This is a genomic window from Pseudothermotoga sp., from assembly GCA_025060105.1.
Classification (GTDB): Bacteria; Thermotogota; Thermotogae; order Thermotogales; family DSM-5069; genus Pseudothermotoga_A.
In genome coordinates this window covers 61,175-78,523 of sequence record JANXCS010000001.1, presented here as the reverse complement: position 1 = coordinate 78,523, position 17,349 = coordinate 61,175, and the positions used below count along the sequence as shown (strand labels likewise).

Annotated in this window: 17 protein-coding genes and 1 pseudogene; 7 read left to right on the top strand and 11 right to left on the bottom strand. The window is 43.7% G+C overall.

The features are described 5' to 3' along the window. Positions 1 to 4 precede the first annotated feature (4 nt). From NZ875_00405 to NZ875_00380, 6 genes are read right to left on the bottom strand one after another with little or no spacing between them, the layout of a single operon-like run. Positions 5 to 2,371, bottom strand: coding sequence for an alpha/beta hydrolase (locus NZ875_00405; GenBank protein ID MCS7174201.1), 2,367 nt, complete (start codon positions 2,369 to 2,371; stop codon positions 5 to 7). Between the two features lie 4 nt (positions 2,372 to 2,375). Further along, complete coding sequence (locus NZ875_00400) at positions 2,376 to 3,218, bottom strand: polyprenyl synthetase family protein (GenBank protein ID MCS7174200.1); 843 nt, start codon at positions 3,216 to 3,218, stop codon at positions 2,376 to 2,378. After that, positions 3,202 to 3,753, bottom strand: a complete 552-nt coding sequence (locus NZ875_00395) for a bifunctional nuclease family protein (GenBank protein MCS7174199.1) — start codon at positions 3,751 to 3,753, stop codon at positions 3,202 to 3,204. The genes NZ875_00400 and NZ875_00395 overlap by 17 nt, the downstream gene beginning before the upstream one ends. Positions 3,754 to 3,758: 5 nt before the next feature. Beyond that, positions 3,759 to 4,502 (bottom strand): 1-acyl-sn-glycerol-3-phosphate acyltransferase, encoded by a 744-nt coding sequence (locus NZ875_00390; protein ID MCS7174198.1) that lies wholly within the window; start codon positions 4,500 to 4,502, stop codon positions 3,759 to 3,761. Further along, entirely contained in the window at positions 4,499 to 5,167 is a 669-nt protein-coding gene (locus NZ875_00385) for a HesA/MoeB/ThiF family protein (protein ID MCS7174197.1), read from the bottom strand. The genes NZ875_00390 and NZ875_00385 overlap by 4 nt, the downstream gene beginning before the upstream one ends. A gap of 1 nt (position 5,168) precedes the next feature. Further along, entirely contained in the window at positions 5,169 to 5,456 is a 288-nt protein-coding gene (locus NZ875_00380; protein MCS7174196.1) for a hypothetical protein, read from the bottom strand. Between the two features lie 30 nt (positions 5,457 to 5,486). Here NZ875_00380 and NZ875_00375 point away from each other — a divergent pair, with 30 nt between their 5' ends. From NZ875_00375 to NZ875_00345, 7 genes and pseudogenes are all read left to right on the top strand, one after another. After that, positions 5,487 to 6,287: a PfkB family carbohydrate kinase gene (locus tag NZ875_00375; protein MCS7174195.1), complete on the top strand. Its 801-nt coding sequence runs from the start codon at positions 5,487 to 5,489 to the stop codon at positions 6,285 to 6,287. A 177-nt stretch (positions 6,288 to 6,464) separates the two neighbouring features. After that, the gene (locus NZ875_00370) at positions 6,465 to 8,174 is read left to right on the top strand and encodes an NAD(P)/FAD-dependent oxidoreductase (GenBank protein ID MCS7174194.1); all 1,710 of its coding nucleotides are present in this window, start codon (positions 6,465 to 6,467) and stop codon (positions 8,172 to 8,174) included. A gap of 11 nt (positions 8,175 to 8,185) precedes the next feature. Further along, positions 8,186 to 9,052 (top strand): annotated as a pseudogene (locus NZ875_00365) (NAD(P)/FAD-dependent oxidoreductase). Between the two features lie 339 nt (positions 9,053 to 9,391). After that, a complete protein-coding gene (locus NZ875_00360; protein ID MCS7174193.1) occupies positions 9,392 to 9,799 on the top strand; it encodes a DUF1667 domain-containing protein in 408 nt (135 codons plus the stop codon). After that, positions 9,789 to 11,348, top strand: coding sequence for an FGGY-family carbohydrate kinase (locus NZ875_00355; GenBank protein ID MCS7174192.1), 1,560 nt, complete (start codon positions 9,789 to 9,791; stop codon positions 11,346 to 11,348). The genes NZ875_00360 and NZ875_00355 overlap by 11 nt, the downstream gene beginning before the upstream one ends. 14 nt (positions 11,349 to 11,362) lie before the next feature. Next, entirely contained in the window at positions 11,363 to 13,078 is a 1,716-nt protein-coding gene (locus NZ875_00350; protein ID MCS7174191.1) for an FAD-binding oxidoreductase, read from the top strand. A 10-nt stretch (positions 13,079 to 13,088) separates the two neighbouring features. Next, a complete protein-coding gene (locus NZ875_00345; protein MCS7174190.1) occupies positions 13,089 to 13,802 on the top strand; it encodes a GntR family transcriptional regulator in 714 nt (237 codons plus the stop codon). A gap of 5 nt (positions 13,803 to 13,807) precedes the next feature. Here the strand turns inward: NZ875_00345 and NZ875_00340 are convergent, their stop codons facing one another. The 5 genes from NZ875_00340 to NZ875_00320 are packed head-to-tail and all read right to left on the bottom strand — an operon-like array spanning position 13,808 to position 17,348. Then, positions 13,808 to 14,299, bottom strand: a complete 492-nt coding sequence (locus NZ875_00340) for a hypothetical protein (GenBank protein ID MCS7174189.1) — start codon at positions 14,297 to 14,299, stop codon at positions 13,808 to 13,810. Between the two features lie 51 nt (positions 14,300 to 14,350). After that, positions 14,351 to 14,917 (bottom strand): hypothetical protein, encoded by a 567-nt coding sequence (locus tag NZ875_00335; protein ID MCS7174188.1) that lies wholly within the window; start codon positions 14,915 to 14,917, stop codon positions 14,351 to 14,353. A gap of 56 nt (positions 14,918 to 14,973) precedes the next feature. After that, complete coding sequence (locus NZ875_00330) at positions 14,974 to 15,597, bottom strand: HAD family phosphatase (protein MCS7174187.1); 624 nt, start codon at positions 15,595 to 15,597, stop codon at positions 14,974 to 14,976. Between the two features lie 6 nt (positions 15,598 to 15,603). Then, a complete protein-coding gene (gene uvsE / locus NZ875_00325) occupies positions 15,604 to 16,518 on the bottom strand; it encodes a UV DNA damage repair endonuclease UvsE (protein ID MCS7174186.1) in 915 nt (304 codons plus the stop codon). Next, complete coding sequence (locus NZ875_00320) at positions 16,515 to 17,348, bottom strand: methyl-accepting chemotaxis protein (GenBank protein ID MCS7174185.1); 834 nt, start codon at positions 17,346 to 17,348, stop codon at positions 16,515 to 16,517. Before NZ875_00320 ends, uvsE begins: the two co-directional genes overlap by 4 nt. Position 17,349: the final 1 nt, after the last annotated feature.

The window sequence follows — 17,349 nt, the reverse complement described above, 5'->3', positions numbered from 1 at the left end:
CCCCTCACCTGAATTTATACACCTCCACACGCGATTCTGAAAGCACGTAAATTTTTTCATCAATTGCGATGAGTCTATCGACCTTTGTCGGGAAACTGTGATAAACAGCTCTCAAGCTCAGCTTGGAAAGATCGAAAACGAACAGGGTAGAGGTACCTTGAATCAATACCATGTCATTTAAAAGAATGAATCTTTCTGGCTCAATCCAACCTTCTGCTCCCCAGGCATAAGCACCACTCTTCAGATCGTAAACAACGAGACTGTAACTTCTCAATCCTACGAACAAGAGATCTGAAACGAGCAAGCAACTTTTGAAATCTACAGATCGCCCGTCAATCTTAAGTTGTGATGCATCGAGAATCTTTTTCAAACCGCCTTCAGAAATCTCATAGATTTCTCTGTTTGTTATCAACAAAGGATTTGAGCCATCGATGAACTTTCCATAAACACCCGAAAGATTTAGAATCTCTTTCCAATTGTTCTCCCATCGTGCGAATATCAAACTTTCTTTTCCTCTCAGCAGAGCAAAGATCGCATTATCAGTGGCGATAACATCCTCCACGTTCATCAAGCTTATCCTGCCAAGGTTCGTCACTTTTATGCCGTTGAAGAAATACACTTTATCGTCGATTACGAAACTCATACCAGACTTGATCGCATGAACATACCGAAGATTACCTGCTTGGATTCTTTTATTATCAGTGTACAGACCATCGTTGAGGACATAGTAGAGTTTTCTCCCGACGGGATACACACCTATGACGTTTCCCAAGCTTAGGGTTTCGAGCTTTACCAAAAGCTGAGAACGTTCAAATCTGCTCGGTATAATCACGCGTCTCTGTGTGACTGCTCGTTCACTCTGCTGGGTTTGAGTTTGTGTTGGCTGTCTTGTTTCCATCTGCGGTTTGACTATCTTTTCGGTCTGCTGCGCTTGATACGATCTCTCTGGATAGGTTTCTTCTTTATACTTTGGTATCTCCACCAAAGCTTGAGCGAGGAACTTCTTGAGAATCTCGTGGAAATTGGGATCGAGATAACAATCGAAGAAAGATCCTTTCAAAACAACCTTTTGAGTTCCTTCCAAAAAAGCACTATCTTGACTCACTACCCCATCACCTTTTCCAGCAACCAGTTCTGGATAGAACAACTCCAGTTGGGTTCGTCCAACATCGATGGAAGCCGGAGGAGAACTACCCACAGCAATGAGATATCTCACGTCTTTCCTAACGGTACCGTCGAGCTTTTTCAGCAAATCCGAACCAACCAAGATCTCTTTGTAGATAGGCCCCAACGCTTCAAGGTAATATAGCAGATGAGATTTCATAGCATCAACAACGAATCGATCAAGGCCGAAGTTGCTCGCCACCATTTGCGAATCTTTCCTGTAAAGTAATGCTCCATAATAGAGGGGGTTCACCACGTTCGTTCCTCTGTTTGGGGGACTCACCAGTACCAAACTTCGAACATTCTTTATCTCCGGATGGAGCTCTACAGCGAGCCTTGCAATGATGGCACCGATGCCATGTGCAACGATATCGAACTCAAAATTCTTCAGCCGCATGAGTTCCAAAGCAAGTTTCTCAGCTTCAAACAAGATGAAACTTGACATATTTTTCTGAGAAAAGCTACGGAATGAATCCATGTAAGATTTGGATCGTGTACCTGACACGGGATACTCATAATACATGATCGTTCTGTTTGGAAAAAGTTCCATCCAGAAATTGGGCCCTTGTCGGGTGGAATTCACAAAGCCAAGAAAGCCTTTGTCCACGTCTGGAACGAGCAAGAGTACCGGTTCGATGCTCTTCGTTCTCTCGACCAAAAGTTGTAATCCCAGTTTTTGTTTTTCAGGAACGTCCGCTATCAAACCAACGACAGACGTGTGAAAAGCTTGCACTTCGACGTAAGGTCCTTTTTGATCTAAACCCATCGTTGCTCCGCCAAAGATCCTGTACAAGGGTTGGGTGATATCTGGTATGTAAGCTATCCTCACATTTGCATAATCATCACCCAGATAGAGATCTCTCGTCAATCTGTAAGTTATCGTGATGGGTTTCATCGAAAATTCGTCGATACCATCGGAAGGTGATACTTCAAACAAATCTCCAACGAACATGCTTGCCAGTGAAGCTGGTAAGCTATCGCGTGATATGCGTCTCACTAGGAACGATTTTTTCACACTGTAAGCCCCATCTGGTATCGTTATGGAGATAGGAATTGCGTTTTCTTCAGCTTTCTTACCCACCAATACCTTCTTGTTTGAATAAAACTTCAAAATCACAAAAACCGTGGCAAAGCACAACACTGTTAAAATCAATATGAACAGTAATCTTCTTTTGAATATCGACAGGAAAAACTCGGCAAATTTCATTTTTTCACCTTTTCGCTAAATTTTCAAGCAAGCGGCACGTGAGAATCAGTTCGAAGTCCTCCAAACGGTGTACGACGGACTTCAATAGTTTATCGGCGAAGATTTTGCTCTTTTCAAGGCCAAGGATCTTAGTAACGGTGGGTTTACCGAGGGCCACATCCTTGCCTACGGGTTTTCCAAGTTTACTTTCATCGCCGCAGGTATCTTTCACATCATCTAGAATTTGAAACCAAATTCCAAATACTTCACCAAGTTTGGAGAATCGCTCAACGAACTCAAATTTCTCGCTCATTATCGGCCCACACGCAAAACAAAAAGAAAACAACGCACCTGTTTTTTTGGCGTACATGTTCAGCACTTCTCCGAGGCTTGGATCTCCACCAGTGTACTGAACATCGAGTGCTTCTCCAACAAGTACCTGATAAGTTGTTCGCGAAAAGCATCGAAAAAGTTGCTCTTTAACAACTGGATTTGCGGGAGATTCACTTAAAACTCGGAACGCTCTGAGCATGAGACCGTCTCCAGCGAGTATAGCTGTATCGTTGCCAAAAACAATGTGACACGATGGTTTTCCCCTTCTCAAAGGAGAGTCATCGATTTGTGGTAAATCGTCGTGAACCAAGGAACCTGTGTGGAAAAGTTCCACAGCCAAGGCAGGATGCCAGACGTACTCGCTGGAAACATTCATGTCGGTACAGATGGACCAAATCAGAAGCGGACGTAACCTCTTACCGGGCGTTAAAACACTGTAGGCCATGGCCTCTTCCACTTTGCACTTTGTTTCGCTCATTTCTTGACTGAGGAGTTCCTCAAATTCTTTTAAAAACTCATCACTTGTCTTCTTCATCTTCCTCTTTTGGTTCATCTCTGAGCATCTTTTTGAAAGTGTCGATGTCGAGATTTTCAACGAACTTTTTGAATTCTTCATCGCTCGTTTCTTCTGACATCTCGAGGTCTATCGCGTGTTCATCTACGATTTCGTTGCTGACGTAAATGGGTATACCCTTTTTTACCGCAAGCACTATGGAATCCGATGGACGAGCATCCATTTCTATAATCGCGTGCTCTTCAGATTCTTCATCTTCACCTTCAATAGCTGCAAGGTCTCTGATCACCAAGGTTGCATAATAAACGTTGTCCTTCACACTGTGTATGACAGCTCTCTCTAACCTCGCGTCCAGTGCTTCCAGCAAATTGAGTATCAAATCGTGTGTCAAAGGTCTGGGAAATTCGAAACCTTCCAAGCTCATAGCCAGCGCGTTGGCCTCGCAGGCACCGATCCATATGGGTAGGACTTTGTTTGTACCTTCAATACCCAAGATGACGACTGGAGAATTGTGCACTTTATCCAAGACGAGCGCCTTGACCCAAGCCTTCCTCACAGATATCACCCCCTGTGGTAACTCTTGAGCTCCTCAACGCCTGCTTTGACAATGCCCTCAACGGTTCTTGCCAGTTCCTCTTCGCTTCCGAACCGGGTGGGATCGATCGGTGGATGAACTTTCATGAGCACCGTACCTGGATTGAGAAACAAACTCTTTTTTGGTACTAAGAACATTGTACCCCAAATGGAAATTGGAAGTACCTTCACTCCAAGTTTTCTGGCAACCTTGAATGGAGCCACTTTGAATTCACGTACTGAACCGTCGTCAGTTCGAGTACCTTCGGGGAAAACCAAGAATGATTCACCTTCACTCAAAAGCTTCATCATCCTTTTTATGACTTGTGCTCCTTCAGCTGGGTTTTTTCTATCAAGAAAGATACCTTTCAAGTAACGAACATACCAGTTCACACCAGGTATCCAAGCTAGTTCTTTTTTAGCAACCATCGGCATGGGGTCAATGTAACCTAATATGAGAGGTATGTCCATCAAGCTTTGATGATTCGGCGTGACCAGATAATTCACATTGGAACTGTAATTCTCTAATCCATACGTGATTACACGACAAAACATGAGCTTGAATGTGTTCTTACCAAACAACTTCACTTGGTTGAGAACGAACCTTCTGGCTCTCTTTTCTCCCACAAACAGTTTCAACATCCAACCTATCGCTAGCGCGATCGCACCCATTACAACGACATAGAGCACCGCCATGATGAGAAAATAGATGGTCACGAACATCTTTTTCATTGTTTCACGCCCTCTAATTTTATGACTTCAAATCTCATAGATGAAAGATCGACAAGGAAAATTTTTCCAACCAAGTTAGGTTCTTCATCGCACAACAGTTTTATTACCTCATGTACTTGTAGAGAGGCGATCAAGCTGACCAGTGGTGGATAAACCTGTCTGATTGCCTCCTCTTTCGGTGCTGTTTTGAACAATCTTTTCAATCTCACTGAGCCTGGAAGAATCGTGCTCACTTGGCCGCAAAAACCCTGTACGCCTGCATGAACCAATGGAACTCCTTTTCTTTCACACAGCGAATCTAAAACGAACTTAGCTTCAAAGCTGTCTAAGCAATCGACCACCACATCTACATTCGGAAGACAAAAATCAAAATCGAGGTTGAGATCAAGATCGAAGATCTTCGCGTGCGAACCCAATCTGGAAAGTTTCTCCTTCGCCACCACAACTTTTTTCTTTCCCAAGTCGAACTCGTCGTAGAGAATTTGTCTGTTCAAATCTGGCTCGTCTACAACACCCTTATCGAGAAGATGAATCTGACCAACACCCATCCGAACGAGAAGGGAAGATACCGTGCAACCCAATCCTCCAACACCTGCGACGAGCACTTTGGCTTGAAAGAGCTTCTCCAAACAAGTGCCCAGCAATTGGGCGTGTCTTTCGAACACCTCAACCACCACTGACAGGGACAAATATCACCAGTTCACCGTCCCAAATCTTCGACGGAGAAAGATCGACCACGTTGATCCCATTCAACAAAGCTATGACCCAGCTCTTTCTCACAGTACCGTTTTCTTCAACAATTAGATATGCACTGTCATCGTACAAATCGAGCCTCACTTTCTTACCCAAAACTTTAGATACCTGCTCAAAAACTTCTTCGATCTTTCCGGGATTCACTTCTATTTCTTTGATACCTACCATCGTATCGGCTATGTTGGAAAACTTCACTTTCACAGTCTCACCTTCCGATTTATTATATATTCTGTGAAGAGAAGAAAGATCGCAGTCGTTGGTGGCATATTTATTGATGTGTACATATACGGAGATGAGCCCCACAGATGTGAGATTTTTGAAGATTGCGGTGGTTCTGGTTTGAATGTGGCGGTTGCTTTGCAACGATTGGGATTCGACGTTTTCTTCTTCTCCAACGTTGGTGAGGATTATAAGAAAAATTTTGTTTTGAATAAATTGAGAGAGCTCAATTTCAATGAAACTTTCATCAAGGCAAGGAGTGGGGAAACCGGATTACACATCTCCATGAACGAAAGAACCATCGCTGTTCGGCGTGGCGTGAACGATATGGAAATCGACATCGATCAAGAGATCCTTTCAGAATGCGAATGTGCCTTTCTCAACACGGAAGTGCCAAAAAGCACTATCGAGAAATTTCTGAACATTTTTCGAGGAAAGATTTTTCTAGACGTAGGTCCTAGAAAAATTCTCAATGAAGATGTGAAATCTCTGTCTAAAGATCTCATTTTGATAGGCAATGAATCACAATGTAAAAGGCTGAACTGCGACGTTGTGAAAATGGGACCGCAAGGTGGTAGGTGGGGAGAAATCTATGTCTCTGGTGATGGAATTGATCATCCTTATACAACTGGTTGCGGTGATATCTTTGATGCGGTTCTCATCTTTTCCCTGCTCCATGGGGATAGCAGAAACAGTGCTCTCGAAAAAGCAGTGAAAACCTCACAAGAAGCTTCGAAAACGATCAAGGGAGCATTCAGAAAAGCCATCATGGTTAAAGATTTGCTCGTAAAAGTTTGTGGTCTTCACTTCTGATTGAGCATCTTTCGTACCGTTCGAGAAGAACTCTTCGACGAATCGATGTTCAAAAACTTAAATCATCAGGCGGAATCGTTTGAGGTTGAATTTGTAAACACATGCATCTTGACATTCATTAGGTTTTTTTTGTACAATCATGATGTACGGACATCCTGATGATAGGATGGTGACATCGTGTCTAGACTAAAAAGACTCAAATCAGTTTTTGAGAGAAAGTTCAAAAACAAAGTTGAAGTGAGAGAGAAAGATGATTGCGTCATTCTCGAGGGGCTTTTGAACGATTGGCAAGATGTGGTCAAGGCGGGAAAAATTGCCACGAAGTTCGGCTTCAAAGGTGTGGTCAACCTGATAGAATGCCGCGGTTTACAAAAAGAAAAACCTTCAAGACCAACTTTTCGTGACGCAAAGCTTGAGGGTGAAAAAGTCGATGTACTCATCATCGGTGCTGGAGTGGTGGGTTGCAGTGTGGCGAGGGAACTTTCGAAATGGAGGCTGAAAATACTCGTCGTTGACAAAGAACCAGATGTGGCAAGGCATCAGAGTAGTAGGAATGCAGGTATGATACATCCACCAATCGCGCCGAAACCTGGCACCAAGAAGGCGATCTACAACAAAAGAGGACTCGATCTTCTGCCGCGGCTGTCACAAGAACTCAACTTCCCTTTGCAAATGAATGGTCTTTCCATCCTCTCAGATAGCTACCTTGCAGTTCTTGCATATCCTTTCATCCAAGTTCGTGCAAAGAAAAACGGTGTAGAGAGAATCACGCTGATGAGCAAAGAAAGGTTGAAAGACCTTGAGCCCAACGTTTTCGACGGTTTCTCTTGGGCCTATGTGATCTCAACGTCCGGCATTGTTGACCCATTCAAGATGACACTCGCCTTCGCAGAAAACGCAGTTCAGAACGGTGCAAAATTTTGCTTCGAAACTTTTGTGGAAAGCATGGATCTCGAGGAGAACAAGATAGTATGTGTGCATACCAACAGGGGAAGGATCTTTCCAAAAGTTGTCGTCAATGCTTCGGGTTTGTGGTCAGACTACATTGCCGAACTTGCTAACGATCGATTTTTCTCCATCCATCCAAGAAAAGGTGAAATGGCCATAATAGACAAAAAGAAAGCGAATCTGTTGAAAATGACCCTCTCAAAACCCGTGCTCTCTCAAGCTATGTCTGTGACGAAAGGTGGAGGACTGATTCCAACCGTACATGGAAACCTTCTACTCGGTCCAACCGCAAAAGAAGTTCCATACAGGGAAGATTACTCCACCAGCGAGGAAGGAATGAACGAGTTGATAAGAAAACATATGATTCTTCTCAAAGGATTATCACCGAGTGATATCATCACATATTTTGCTGGGACGAGAGCAGCAACCTATGAAGAAGACTTCATTGTTGAAAAATCGTCAAAAATAGAGAATCTAGTCCACGCTGCCGGCATTCAATCACCAGGCTTGACGAGCGCTCCAGCCATAGCCGAGGACGTTGCCAAATTCTGTATTGAGATACTTTCCAAAACCATGAATGTTGTACCAAACGAGAAATTCAATCCTCGAAGAGTCTCAGAGCCGCAGTTCAATAAATTATCGATTGAGGAGAAGCAAAAACTCATCTCTGAAAATCCTAACTACGGCGTCGTTGTATGCAGATGTGAAACTGTCACGAAACAGGAAGTTATCAACGCGCTGAAAGGATTTCTCCCTGCGAGAACCCTCGACGGCATCAAATGGAGAACGCGTTGTGGGATGGGAAGGTGTCAAGGAAGTTTCTGTACCCCGAACATCGTTGGAATAATCAGTGAAATCGGCATCGATCCGTTATCCATGAGAAAGAACAGTGAAGGTTCAGAATTGTTCATCGCGCGGACCAGAGGTGTGAAGCTATGAATAGATTTTACGATGTTGTGGTGATAGGTGGTGGCCCAGCGGGACTCGCAGCTGCGATCTCCGCACACGATGAGGGAGCCTCAGTTCTTTTGATTGAACGTGAAGGACAACTTGGAGGCATTCTAAAGCAATGTATCCACGAAGGCTTTGGTTTGATCGAGTTCAAAAAACGCTTAACGGGGCCTGAGTATGCTGAGCAGTTCATAGAGGAACTAGAAAAGCGCAACATTCATTCGATGCTCAGCAGCTTTGTCCTCGAAATTAGAAAGGGTGAACATTTCGAACTTTTTGTTCAGAACGCGTTGGGCATTTCAAAGGTTGGGGCTCGTTCTATAGTACTTGCCACGGGCTGTCGTGAAAGAACGGACAAGCAAGCACTCATTCACGGTGACAGAGTCGCCGGTGTTTACACGGCCGGAACTGTACAGAAGTTTGTTAACATGATGGGGCTTCTTCCGGGAAGACGCTGCTTGATACTCGGTAGCGGGGATATAGGTCTCATCGTGGCACGGAGATTGACTCTGGAAGGAGCAAAAGTGCTGGGCGTGTTCGAAATAAAGGATACGCCATCTGGTCTTGAAAGGAACATTGTTCAATGTCTTGAGGACTTCAACATACCACTACATCTGTCGAGCACAGTTAGGAGAATTTTTGGTAAAGTGAGGATAGAGCGCGTCGAGGTTGTCAAAGTTGATTCTTCAATGAAACCTGTTCCTGGAACCGATACGGTGCTTGATTGTGATAGTCTGATCTTGGCCGTTGGTTTAATCCCAGAAAATGAGCTAGCCGAGACTTTGAACATTCCGATGGATGAAAGAACCAAAGGACCAATGGTTGATCAAACTTTCATGACGAACGTTGATGGTGTCTTCGCTTGCGGCAATAGTCTCCACGTGCACGACCTCGTTGATCATGTAACTCGTACAGGGCGCATCGCTGGCTATTGGGCTGCAATCTATGCTAACAGACTCACTCGAAGAAACTTGATTCGAGTTGAAATCTCAAACGAATTTCTTTACAGTGTGCCTCAGTTTGTTGACATAACACAAGAAGGCAGATTTGAGATGTATTTTCGCGTCAAGAGAGAGCTCCACAATGCGATCGTTTCTCTACAGACAAACCTTGGGAGTTTTGAAAAGCATTTTAAAAGGTTGACGCCTCAGAAATTGGAAACGATAGAATTCCACGTTTCGAGTGGAACACGATGGATTAAGTTGATGATCCTTAAAGCGGATGAGAAAAAAGCTGACGAAACTGTTGTTAAAAAAATCGTGTGCGTTGTGTGCCCCAAAGGTTGTGAAATAGACGTAATCGGAGGTTTGGAAAAACCTGTCTTTGTTGGATATGGATGTGACAAAGGTTTGAAGTTTGCAAAGATCGATTTGATCGATCCTTCGCGCGTTCTTTGCACAACAGTTTTGACCAACCAAGGCCGATTGATACCTGTCAAGAGTGACAGGGAGGTACCGCTTCGAGATTTTGAAAAGATCATGAACAAGATCAAGAACACGATCGTTGAAGAGCCTGTTAAACGAGGCCAACGAGTCTTGGAGAACGTCTCAAGTAATGGTGCTAACATGATCGCAACTTTGAGCAGTGAGAGGGTGGTTCGGTGTGTCTTCTGATCTGGTTCTTTCTATCGATTGTGGTACACAGAGTTTGAGAGCGATTCTTTTCGACTCGAATGGTAACTTGATCTCTGCACACAAAGAGGAATATCCACAAGCTTATATCTCTCCAAAACCAGGATGGGCTGAACAACCACTCGAAGTGTATGAAAGATCACTCGCGATAGCTTGCCGATCTCTTCGAGAAAAAGTTCAAAAACTTTGGAACGAGATACGCGCGGTGTGTGTAACAACGCAGAGAGACACATGCGTTTTCCTAGACGAGAAAGGTCGTCCTCTGAGAAATGCCATAGTTTGGTTGGATCAGCGTATGGCACGCTACGATGTGAAGCTTCCATGGTTCTACGAAATCGGCTTCAAAATCGTTGGCATGGACAAAGCTGCAAAGATCTCGGCGAAGAAGTGTAAATACAGCTGGGTCAAGCAAAATGAACCAGAGATATGGCGAAAGACACACAAGTTTTTGCTTCTCTCAGGTTGGTTGAACTACTTGCTAACGGGTAAATTTGTCGACTCCATCGCAAATCAAATAGGCCACATTCCGTTCAATTACAAGAAACTCAGCTGGGCCAGTTCACCGTTAGACTATCACAGAATGCTGTTTCCAGTTGAAGAAAGTAAGCTGGTCGAACTTGTACAACCTACGAGTGTGATAAGTGGTGTTAGGAAGGAAGCATCCAACTTAACAGGAATATTGGAAGGCACACCCGTGATAGCAGCTGGTTCAGACAAAGGTTGCGAAACAGTCGGGCTTGGTTGTTTGGAACCATCAAGAGCTTGTGTCAGCTTGGGAACCACTGTGACAGTGCAGATCACCTCCGACAGATACCTCGAACCGATAAAATTCATGCCTTCATATCCTGCCGTCATCCCTGGGAAATACAATCCCGAAGTTGAGATATTCAGAGGTTTTTGGATGGTGAGCTGGTTCAAAAAGGAGTTTGCAGATTACGAAATGAAGCTCGCCGAACAAAGGGCGGTGAGCGTTGAGGAAATCTTCGATGAACTTTTGAAATGTACTGAACCAGGTTGTTTAGGTTTGATGCTTCAACCCTACTGGGGTGCCGCCCTAAAAATGCCGGAAGCTAGGGGAGCAATCTTAGGATTTGGAGACATCCACAACAAAGCCTATCTTTACAGATCGATCATAGAGGGGCTCGCTTACGCCGCACGTGAAGGTGTTGAGAAAATAGAGAAAGTTTCGAAAGTACCGATAAAAGAAGTTGTTGTGAGTGGGGGAGGTTCCAGATCTGATTTTGTCTGCCAGATCTTCGCTGATGTTTTGAATAGAAGACTCTACAGAGGTGAAAGCCACGAGGGATCTGGATTAGGTGCGGCGATGGCTGGTTTTGTGGGTCTCGGCGTTTATAAAACTTTCGAAGAAGCGGCACAACACATGGTCAGATACAGCCGTTGTTTTGAACCAAATCAAAAACGATCAGAACTTTACGAGCAACTTTACACCAGAGTGTACAAAAAGATTTATCCGAAACTCAAGCCGCTGTATGTTGAGCTTCAAAAGATCACACGTTACCCGGAGTGCTGAAGGGGGTTACGAATGTGAGTTTTAAACCGAACTGGATCGAACAGATTGCTCCGAACAATTCTTATCGTTCGATTTTTAAATGGGGAGACCCAGGTTATTTCAAACACCCCAACGAGAAACTGTACGAATTGATGAAAGAAACGTTTGAACTTACAGACGAGCATTTCAAAGAACCGATCAACCCAGGCTTCGAAGAGGTGAAAGTTGATGTGCCCATCAAACTTGAATCCAGACACATAGAAGTTTTCCAGAAAATGCTCGGACCTGAAAACGTTCGTTTCGATGACTATTCGAGGGTCAAGGCGAGCTTTGGCAAGACGATGTTCGATTTGATGAGGCTCAGAGAAAAAAGGATAGAGAACCTACCAGATTTAGTATTGTTTCCAAAGGATAGGGAGGATGTTGTAAAGATCGTCAAGTATTGCAACGACCACTGTATAGCGATATATCCACGCGGTGGCGGCTCAACTGTAACCAGAGGTACTGAGTGTGTGAAGGGCGGTGTCTGTGTCGACTTCACCAAACATATGAACAGAATCTTGAAATTGAACGAGATCAATCACACCGTCACAGTTGAACCTGGTATCTACGGTCCAAAGTTGGAGCAAGCTTTGAACGAAGCACCAAAGATCTTTGGAACGAAACACAGATACACTTGCGGACATTTACCACAATCTTTCGAATATTCGACCGTTGGAGGTTGGGTTGTGACGCGTGGAGCTGGTCAAAATTCTACCTACTACGGAAAGATAGAAGACCTTGTGGTATGTCAAGAATATATCACACCGATCGGTGAGATCAAAACTAAAGAATATCCAAGAGCTGCACTTGGACCTTCCATAGATCAGATGATGATAGGCAGCGAGGGAGCTTACGGACTTTTAGTCTCAGTCACGTTGAAGATATTCAGATACATGCCACAGAACGATCAGCGATTCAGCTTCATCTTTCCAAGCTTCCACAGTGCCATCGAAGCGTGTCGGGAGATAACTCAAGCTGGTTTTGGCTTTCCCGCCGTCATGAGACTCTCGGATCCGGAAGAAACGGAGATTGCCTTCAGACTTTATGGTGTAAAAGATACCATTCTGGACAGGCTGATCTCTTTGAGAGGCATGAAGAGTATGGAAAGATGCCTCTTACTTGGGATTGCGCAGGGGGAGAAAAACTACGCAAAGAATGTAAAAAGACAGATCATGAAGATCGCACGTTCATTCGGAGCCATCTATACCACTGGATACGTCGCTAAAAGATGGGAAAAAGGTAGATTCACCGATCCGTACCTCAGGGACGATCTGCACGATTTTGGAATAATCATAGACACGCTCGAATGTGCCGTAGCTTGGGATCAGGTCGAACATGTCTATAAAATGGTTCGGGAGTACTGCAAGAAACGACCCAAAACTGTGGTGATGAGTCATTGTTCTCATTTTTACCCGCAGGGTACGAACCTTTACTTCATCTTCATCGGCATGTTCAAAGACATAGAAGAGTTCGTTGAGTATCAATCTGGGATATTGGACAACATAGTCAAAAGTGGGGCAGCGTTGAGCCATCACCACGGCGTTGGAAAACTCTTCGCACCTTGGTTCGAAGCTTGTATAGGTCGTAACCAACTCGAGGTACTCAGAGCCTTGAAAAAACATTTCGATCCGAACAACATCATGAATCCGGGTGGAACACTCGCGTTGGATCTTCCAGAGGAGAAAAAGAGGATGATACAATTGGCTTAGGTGAGAGCGGTTGCTGGACAAAACGAGCGTGATACCTCTCTACGCGCAATTGGCCCATGAATTGAAACAGAAAATCCTCAAAGGCGATTGGAAAGAAGGCCAGAAAATCCCAGCCGAATTTGAGCTGATGGAGACGTACAAGGTGAGCAGAGCAACAGTACGCGCGGCCATAGACGAGTTGGTCGCTCAGGGATTCTTGGTCAAAAAACATGGTATCGGCACATTCGTAAAAAAGTTGAGACCATCGTTCAGCTTTGAACCACTCATCAGTTTGAGCTATGCATTAGAAACTTTCGGCATCGCTTCCAAAAACTACGTGATTGACAAAAGGCATATCCAAATCGACAGGGAAATCGCTGAACAAGCACGATGGCAGAACGTTTCAACATGCCTTTACATAAAAAGATTACGCTATTTTGACGAAATCCCCATCCTCGTTGAAGAATCGTTCCTGCATCCTGCTATAAGTCACGCTTTTGAAGGAAAAGATCTCACTGGATCGATTGCAAAGATTTTTCTGAGCGAAACGAACGCTGAAATCACGAAGATAGAACAAATCATAGAACCTTGCGATCGTGCACGCGTTGAGCACCACGTGCTTAGCCTGATAGATTCAGACAGCTTTCTCTGTATGAAAAGATGGATCTACACGAAAGACTTAACTGAAACTGCCTACTATCTCATACTCTTCATGAGGGGTGATCTGGACAAGATCCGCGCCTGAGTCGATCAATACATCACTGTGAAAACTGTGACGAAGTGAAGAACTTTCATTGGTTCATCCAAAACGCTCAACAATCCGACACCGAAATGTTTGTACCTATCAGGTATGTCCACTCCTAGTAATTTCTCCAACAGGGCAATCAAGGCGCCGGGTTTTTCTATCGTACCAGCCTCTGTGGGAACTAGATCCCAAACCACGGTCACTTTCAAAGAAGCTCCCTGAAGAGGAGGCAATGGATTTGGAACGTCAGAAGCGTCGACTTTCAAAAATCTTGAGCTTGCTCCCAAACTCCATCTCAAAGGATTGTTGCCAAAGTTGTAGAGTAACACCTTCTTCTCCTGCGGTAAACCAGAGAAGAAAACCAAAATCTGGGGAGTGATAGAGAGCCTCGATAAGTTCGGCTGAGGAGGTACGATGGGATTCTGCGGTTGTAAAGGCTGAGGCTGTGCCAATGTCGCAATAGAAACTGCTAAAAACAACAGTATGAGCAATCTCATTGAATATCCCCCCTTCAGCTGAACTTATACACCTTGGCAATTAGAAAATCATTAAAAAGAATATCCCATCCTTAAAATAACGCAGGGGATACACCCTTTGAAGCTCTTAGAGTTGTTCACGCTTTCCATCGAAAGATATTTCATTCCTCCTCCAACTGCAACAGAAAGGTTTTCACTCAAATATTTCTCAAAAACGGCTTTCCCAGAAAAGATGTGACCATTGAAATCGTTCTGGTTCATCTTTCCTTCTCCATATACGAACGAAGTCAGAACGAAATGCAACTCGGCAGAAATCTGCAAAACGAGTTCAAAAAAATCCATAGCAAAAAGTCCTTCAACACCCAAGCATAAAAGACCGAAGTTCAAACTTTCAGATTCAAAAGCTAAAGAAACGTTCTGTGAAGATGCTGTGACACCCAATCTCAAACCGTCATGTAAACCATAATCGATACTCAGCTGTAGCCCATAGTTGGAAACCATACCAATTTGCTTTTCTTCTCCATCGAGAAGAAGTTTACCTGCAGAACCAATTCCAAAAAAAGAGTCCAAGTTGATGAATACACCGGCAAAACCAACTAAAGCTATCATCATCACGATCATGAAGAAAAACTTTCTCATTCTATCACCCCCACAAATATTTTGAAAACCTTCAGCTGTACGGCCGACTGTTTCGTTCAATCTTTAAGTTCATCCACAAAGTTTTCACCAAGCAAATCCTTAAGCTTTTCTGTGAGATTTCTATGGTCCGTCAAATGTATGCACTCGAAACCCAACATCCGTGCAGTTTGAATGTTCTCAAGCTTGTCATCTATAAAGAGACTGTCCTTTGGGACCAAGTTGTATCTTTTGATCAGCTCCAGATAAATCTCTTTTTCGGGTTTGGCGAGCTTCACATGCGAAGAAATGACCATACCATCGAAAAATTTGAAAAAGTCGTACTTGGAATAGACCAACTCGAAATTTTTCTCGCTGAAATTCGACAACACGTACAACTTGAAACCCTTTTGTTTGAGTTTAGGCAAAATCTTCACATTCTCCTCGATTGGAATCAAAAGTTGCGGCACTTTTTCTTTCATGTGCACTATGTACTCACTCAGATGAGGGAGTTCTTTGAGTTTCTTCTCCCACAGCTGTTCTTCAGAGAATATCCCTTTGTCCATCAACCACCAATCTTTACTTTCAAAAATCTTTTCGTTGATCTCATCTGCAACACTTTTTGGAAAAACTTTGAGCATGTACTCGTAAGGTTCCCAATCCAACAACACTCTTCCAAGATCGAAGACAAAATTTCTTATCAAAACTCTTCACCCCTTCATTAAAGATCGCGCAGAAAGGACAACACCATTATCCTGAGCCAGTTCTATGAGCCTTTCTATAGCTTTCTCCTTTTTCTTGGCCTCCAGTATCACATCTATTCTTTCACCTTTGAACAGATTCTCTAAAGAAAGTACATCTTCGATCTCTATCCAGTCCCCGTGCTCGTTGAACTTCTTCGAAACCGTTGGGAAGGATGAAAGATGAAACTCTGGAATTCTACCATCCCAACTACTCAGAACCATTTTTGAATCGAAATCCGAAGGGTTAATCGTGTGATGGTAATAGTCGAACACAACTGGAAGGTTCAACCTCTCGCAGAGCCACAACACATCCTCTAAGTTATAGAATCTTTCATCGTTCTCAATGGCCAACCTTTCTTTCAACCACGAACTTTCCCTTACAACGAAGATGAAGCGCTTCAAAGCTTCTTTTTTATCCCCATAAACACCCCCGACGTGTACCACCACAACGCCGTCATTTCCAACACCCAAACAATCGAGGAGCCAAAAATGATATTCAAGTTCTCTTAGAGAAGCATCCAAAACTTCTTTCCTCGGTGAGCTGAGGATCACGTGTTGACCTGGGTGCATCGTGATGCGAACGCCATACTTTCGAATTGCTTCTGATGCACTTTTCAAATCTTTTTCGATCATTTTTAACCAACTTTTGTCCAAATTCGAATGTGAAGCGAATGGTACCATGTTTGACCCCAATCTGAAGATGCTCAGATTCATTCTCTTCGAAATTTCCAGCAACACGACGAAGTCGGATAGGTTCTGATAAAAAACATTCAGAAACTTCGACAGAGTGAGGTTCGAAAGCTTGAACTTCCTGTTCGTGGTGATTCTATTATCGCTCGTAGAACAAAAGAAGCCAAGTCCAAGATGGCGTAGATCTTTCACAGCTTCAAATCCTTGAGCTTCTGCTGAGCTTTAACAACGGAGTTGATGACCCTGAGCATAGCTTCGAATTTTTCTTCAGCGCTCTTTAAAACTTCGTAGGTTTCTTTTATCACAGCTTGCTGCTGAGATAAACTTTCACTGGTTTGATCGAAAGTGACGCTCGTTTTGGAAATCAATTCGGCGTTCTGTTGCAAAAAAGAAAGCATTCGCTCTGTAGAGTTTTTGAAGATGTTGAACAAATCGGCAACGATCTTCAAACCTTCTATGGAACTTTGAACCATCTCGCTGAGATGTTTCACTTTTTGTGTGATTTCTTGCGTGGTTCTGTTCGACTCTCCAGCCAGCTTTTGAATTTCAGAAGCCACGATGGCAAAACCTCTACCGTGTTCGCCTGCCCTCGCCGCTTCTATGGATGCATTCAACGCGAGCAAATTCGTTTGCTTGGCTATCCTCACGATCTGTTCGATCATACGCTCAATTTCTCCGAAACTTTCCAAAGTGCGTGAAGTTTTATCGAGGATATCTTTGAATTTTTCACTCACCTGATCCAAACTGGCCCCAGATTTTGAAAGCTGAGATTGCATTTCAGAGCTGACGCGTCGTAATGTTTCGAAAGCATTTTTCAATTCCTCACTGTTTGTGGAAAACTTCTCTTGAATCTTGGAGATTTGATCTTTTGTTCCTTCAAATCTGTTCATAGCTTCATCTATGCGATGTCTGAGATTCAAGACCCTTGAAACGAGTGCTTCATCCAGTTGGCTCATGAAACTCGTCATTAAGTTTTCAGCAAAGAAAGCTGATGAGATCTTTTCAAAAGTTTTTTTGTCCATG

Coding starts and splice junctions, on each gene's coding strand:
- NZ875_00400 (MCS7174200.1), bottom strand. CDS start 3,218: ATGAAGAAGACAAGTGATGAGTTTTTAAAAGAATTTGAGGAACTCCTC.
- NZ875_00335 (MCS7174188.1), bottom strand. CDS start 14,917: ATGAGAAAGTTTTTCTTCATGATCGTGATGATGATAGCTTTAGTTGGT.
- NZ875_00390 (MCS7174198.1), bottom strand. CDS start 4,502: ATGAAAAAGATGTTCGTGACCATCTATTTTCTCATCATGGCGGTGCTC.
- NZ875_00320 (MCS7174185.1), bottom strand. CDS start 17,348: ATGGACAAAAAAACTTTTGAAAAGATCTCATCAGCTTTCTTTGCTGAA.
- NZ875_00340 (MCS7174189.1), bottom strand. CDS start 14,299: ATGAGATTGCTCATACTGTTGTTTTTAGCAGTTTCTATTGCGACATTG.
- NZ875_00405 (MCS7174201.1), bottom strand. CDS start 2,371: ATGAAATTTGCCGAGTTTTTCCTGTCGATATTCAAAAGAAGATTACTG.
- NZ875_00360 (MCS7174193.1), top strand. CDS start 9,392: ATGATCCTTAAAGCGGATGAGAAAAAAGCTGACGAAACTGTTGTTAAA.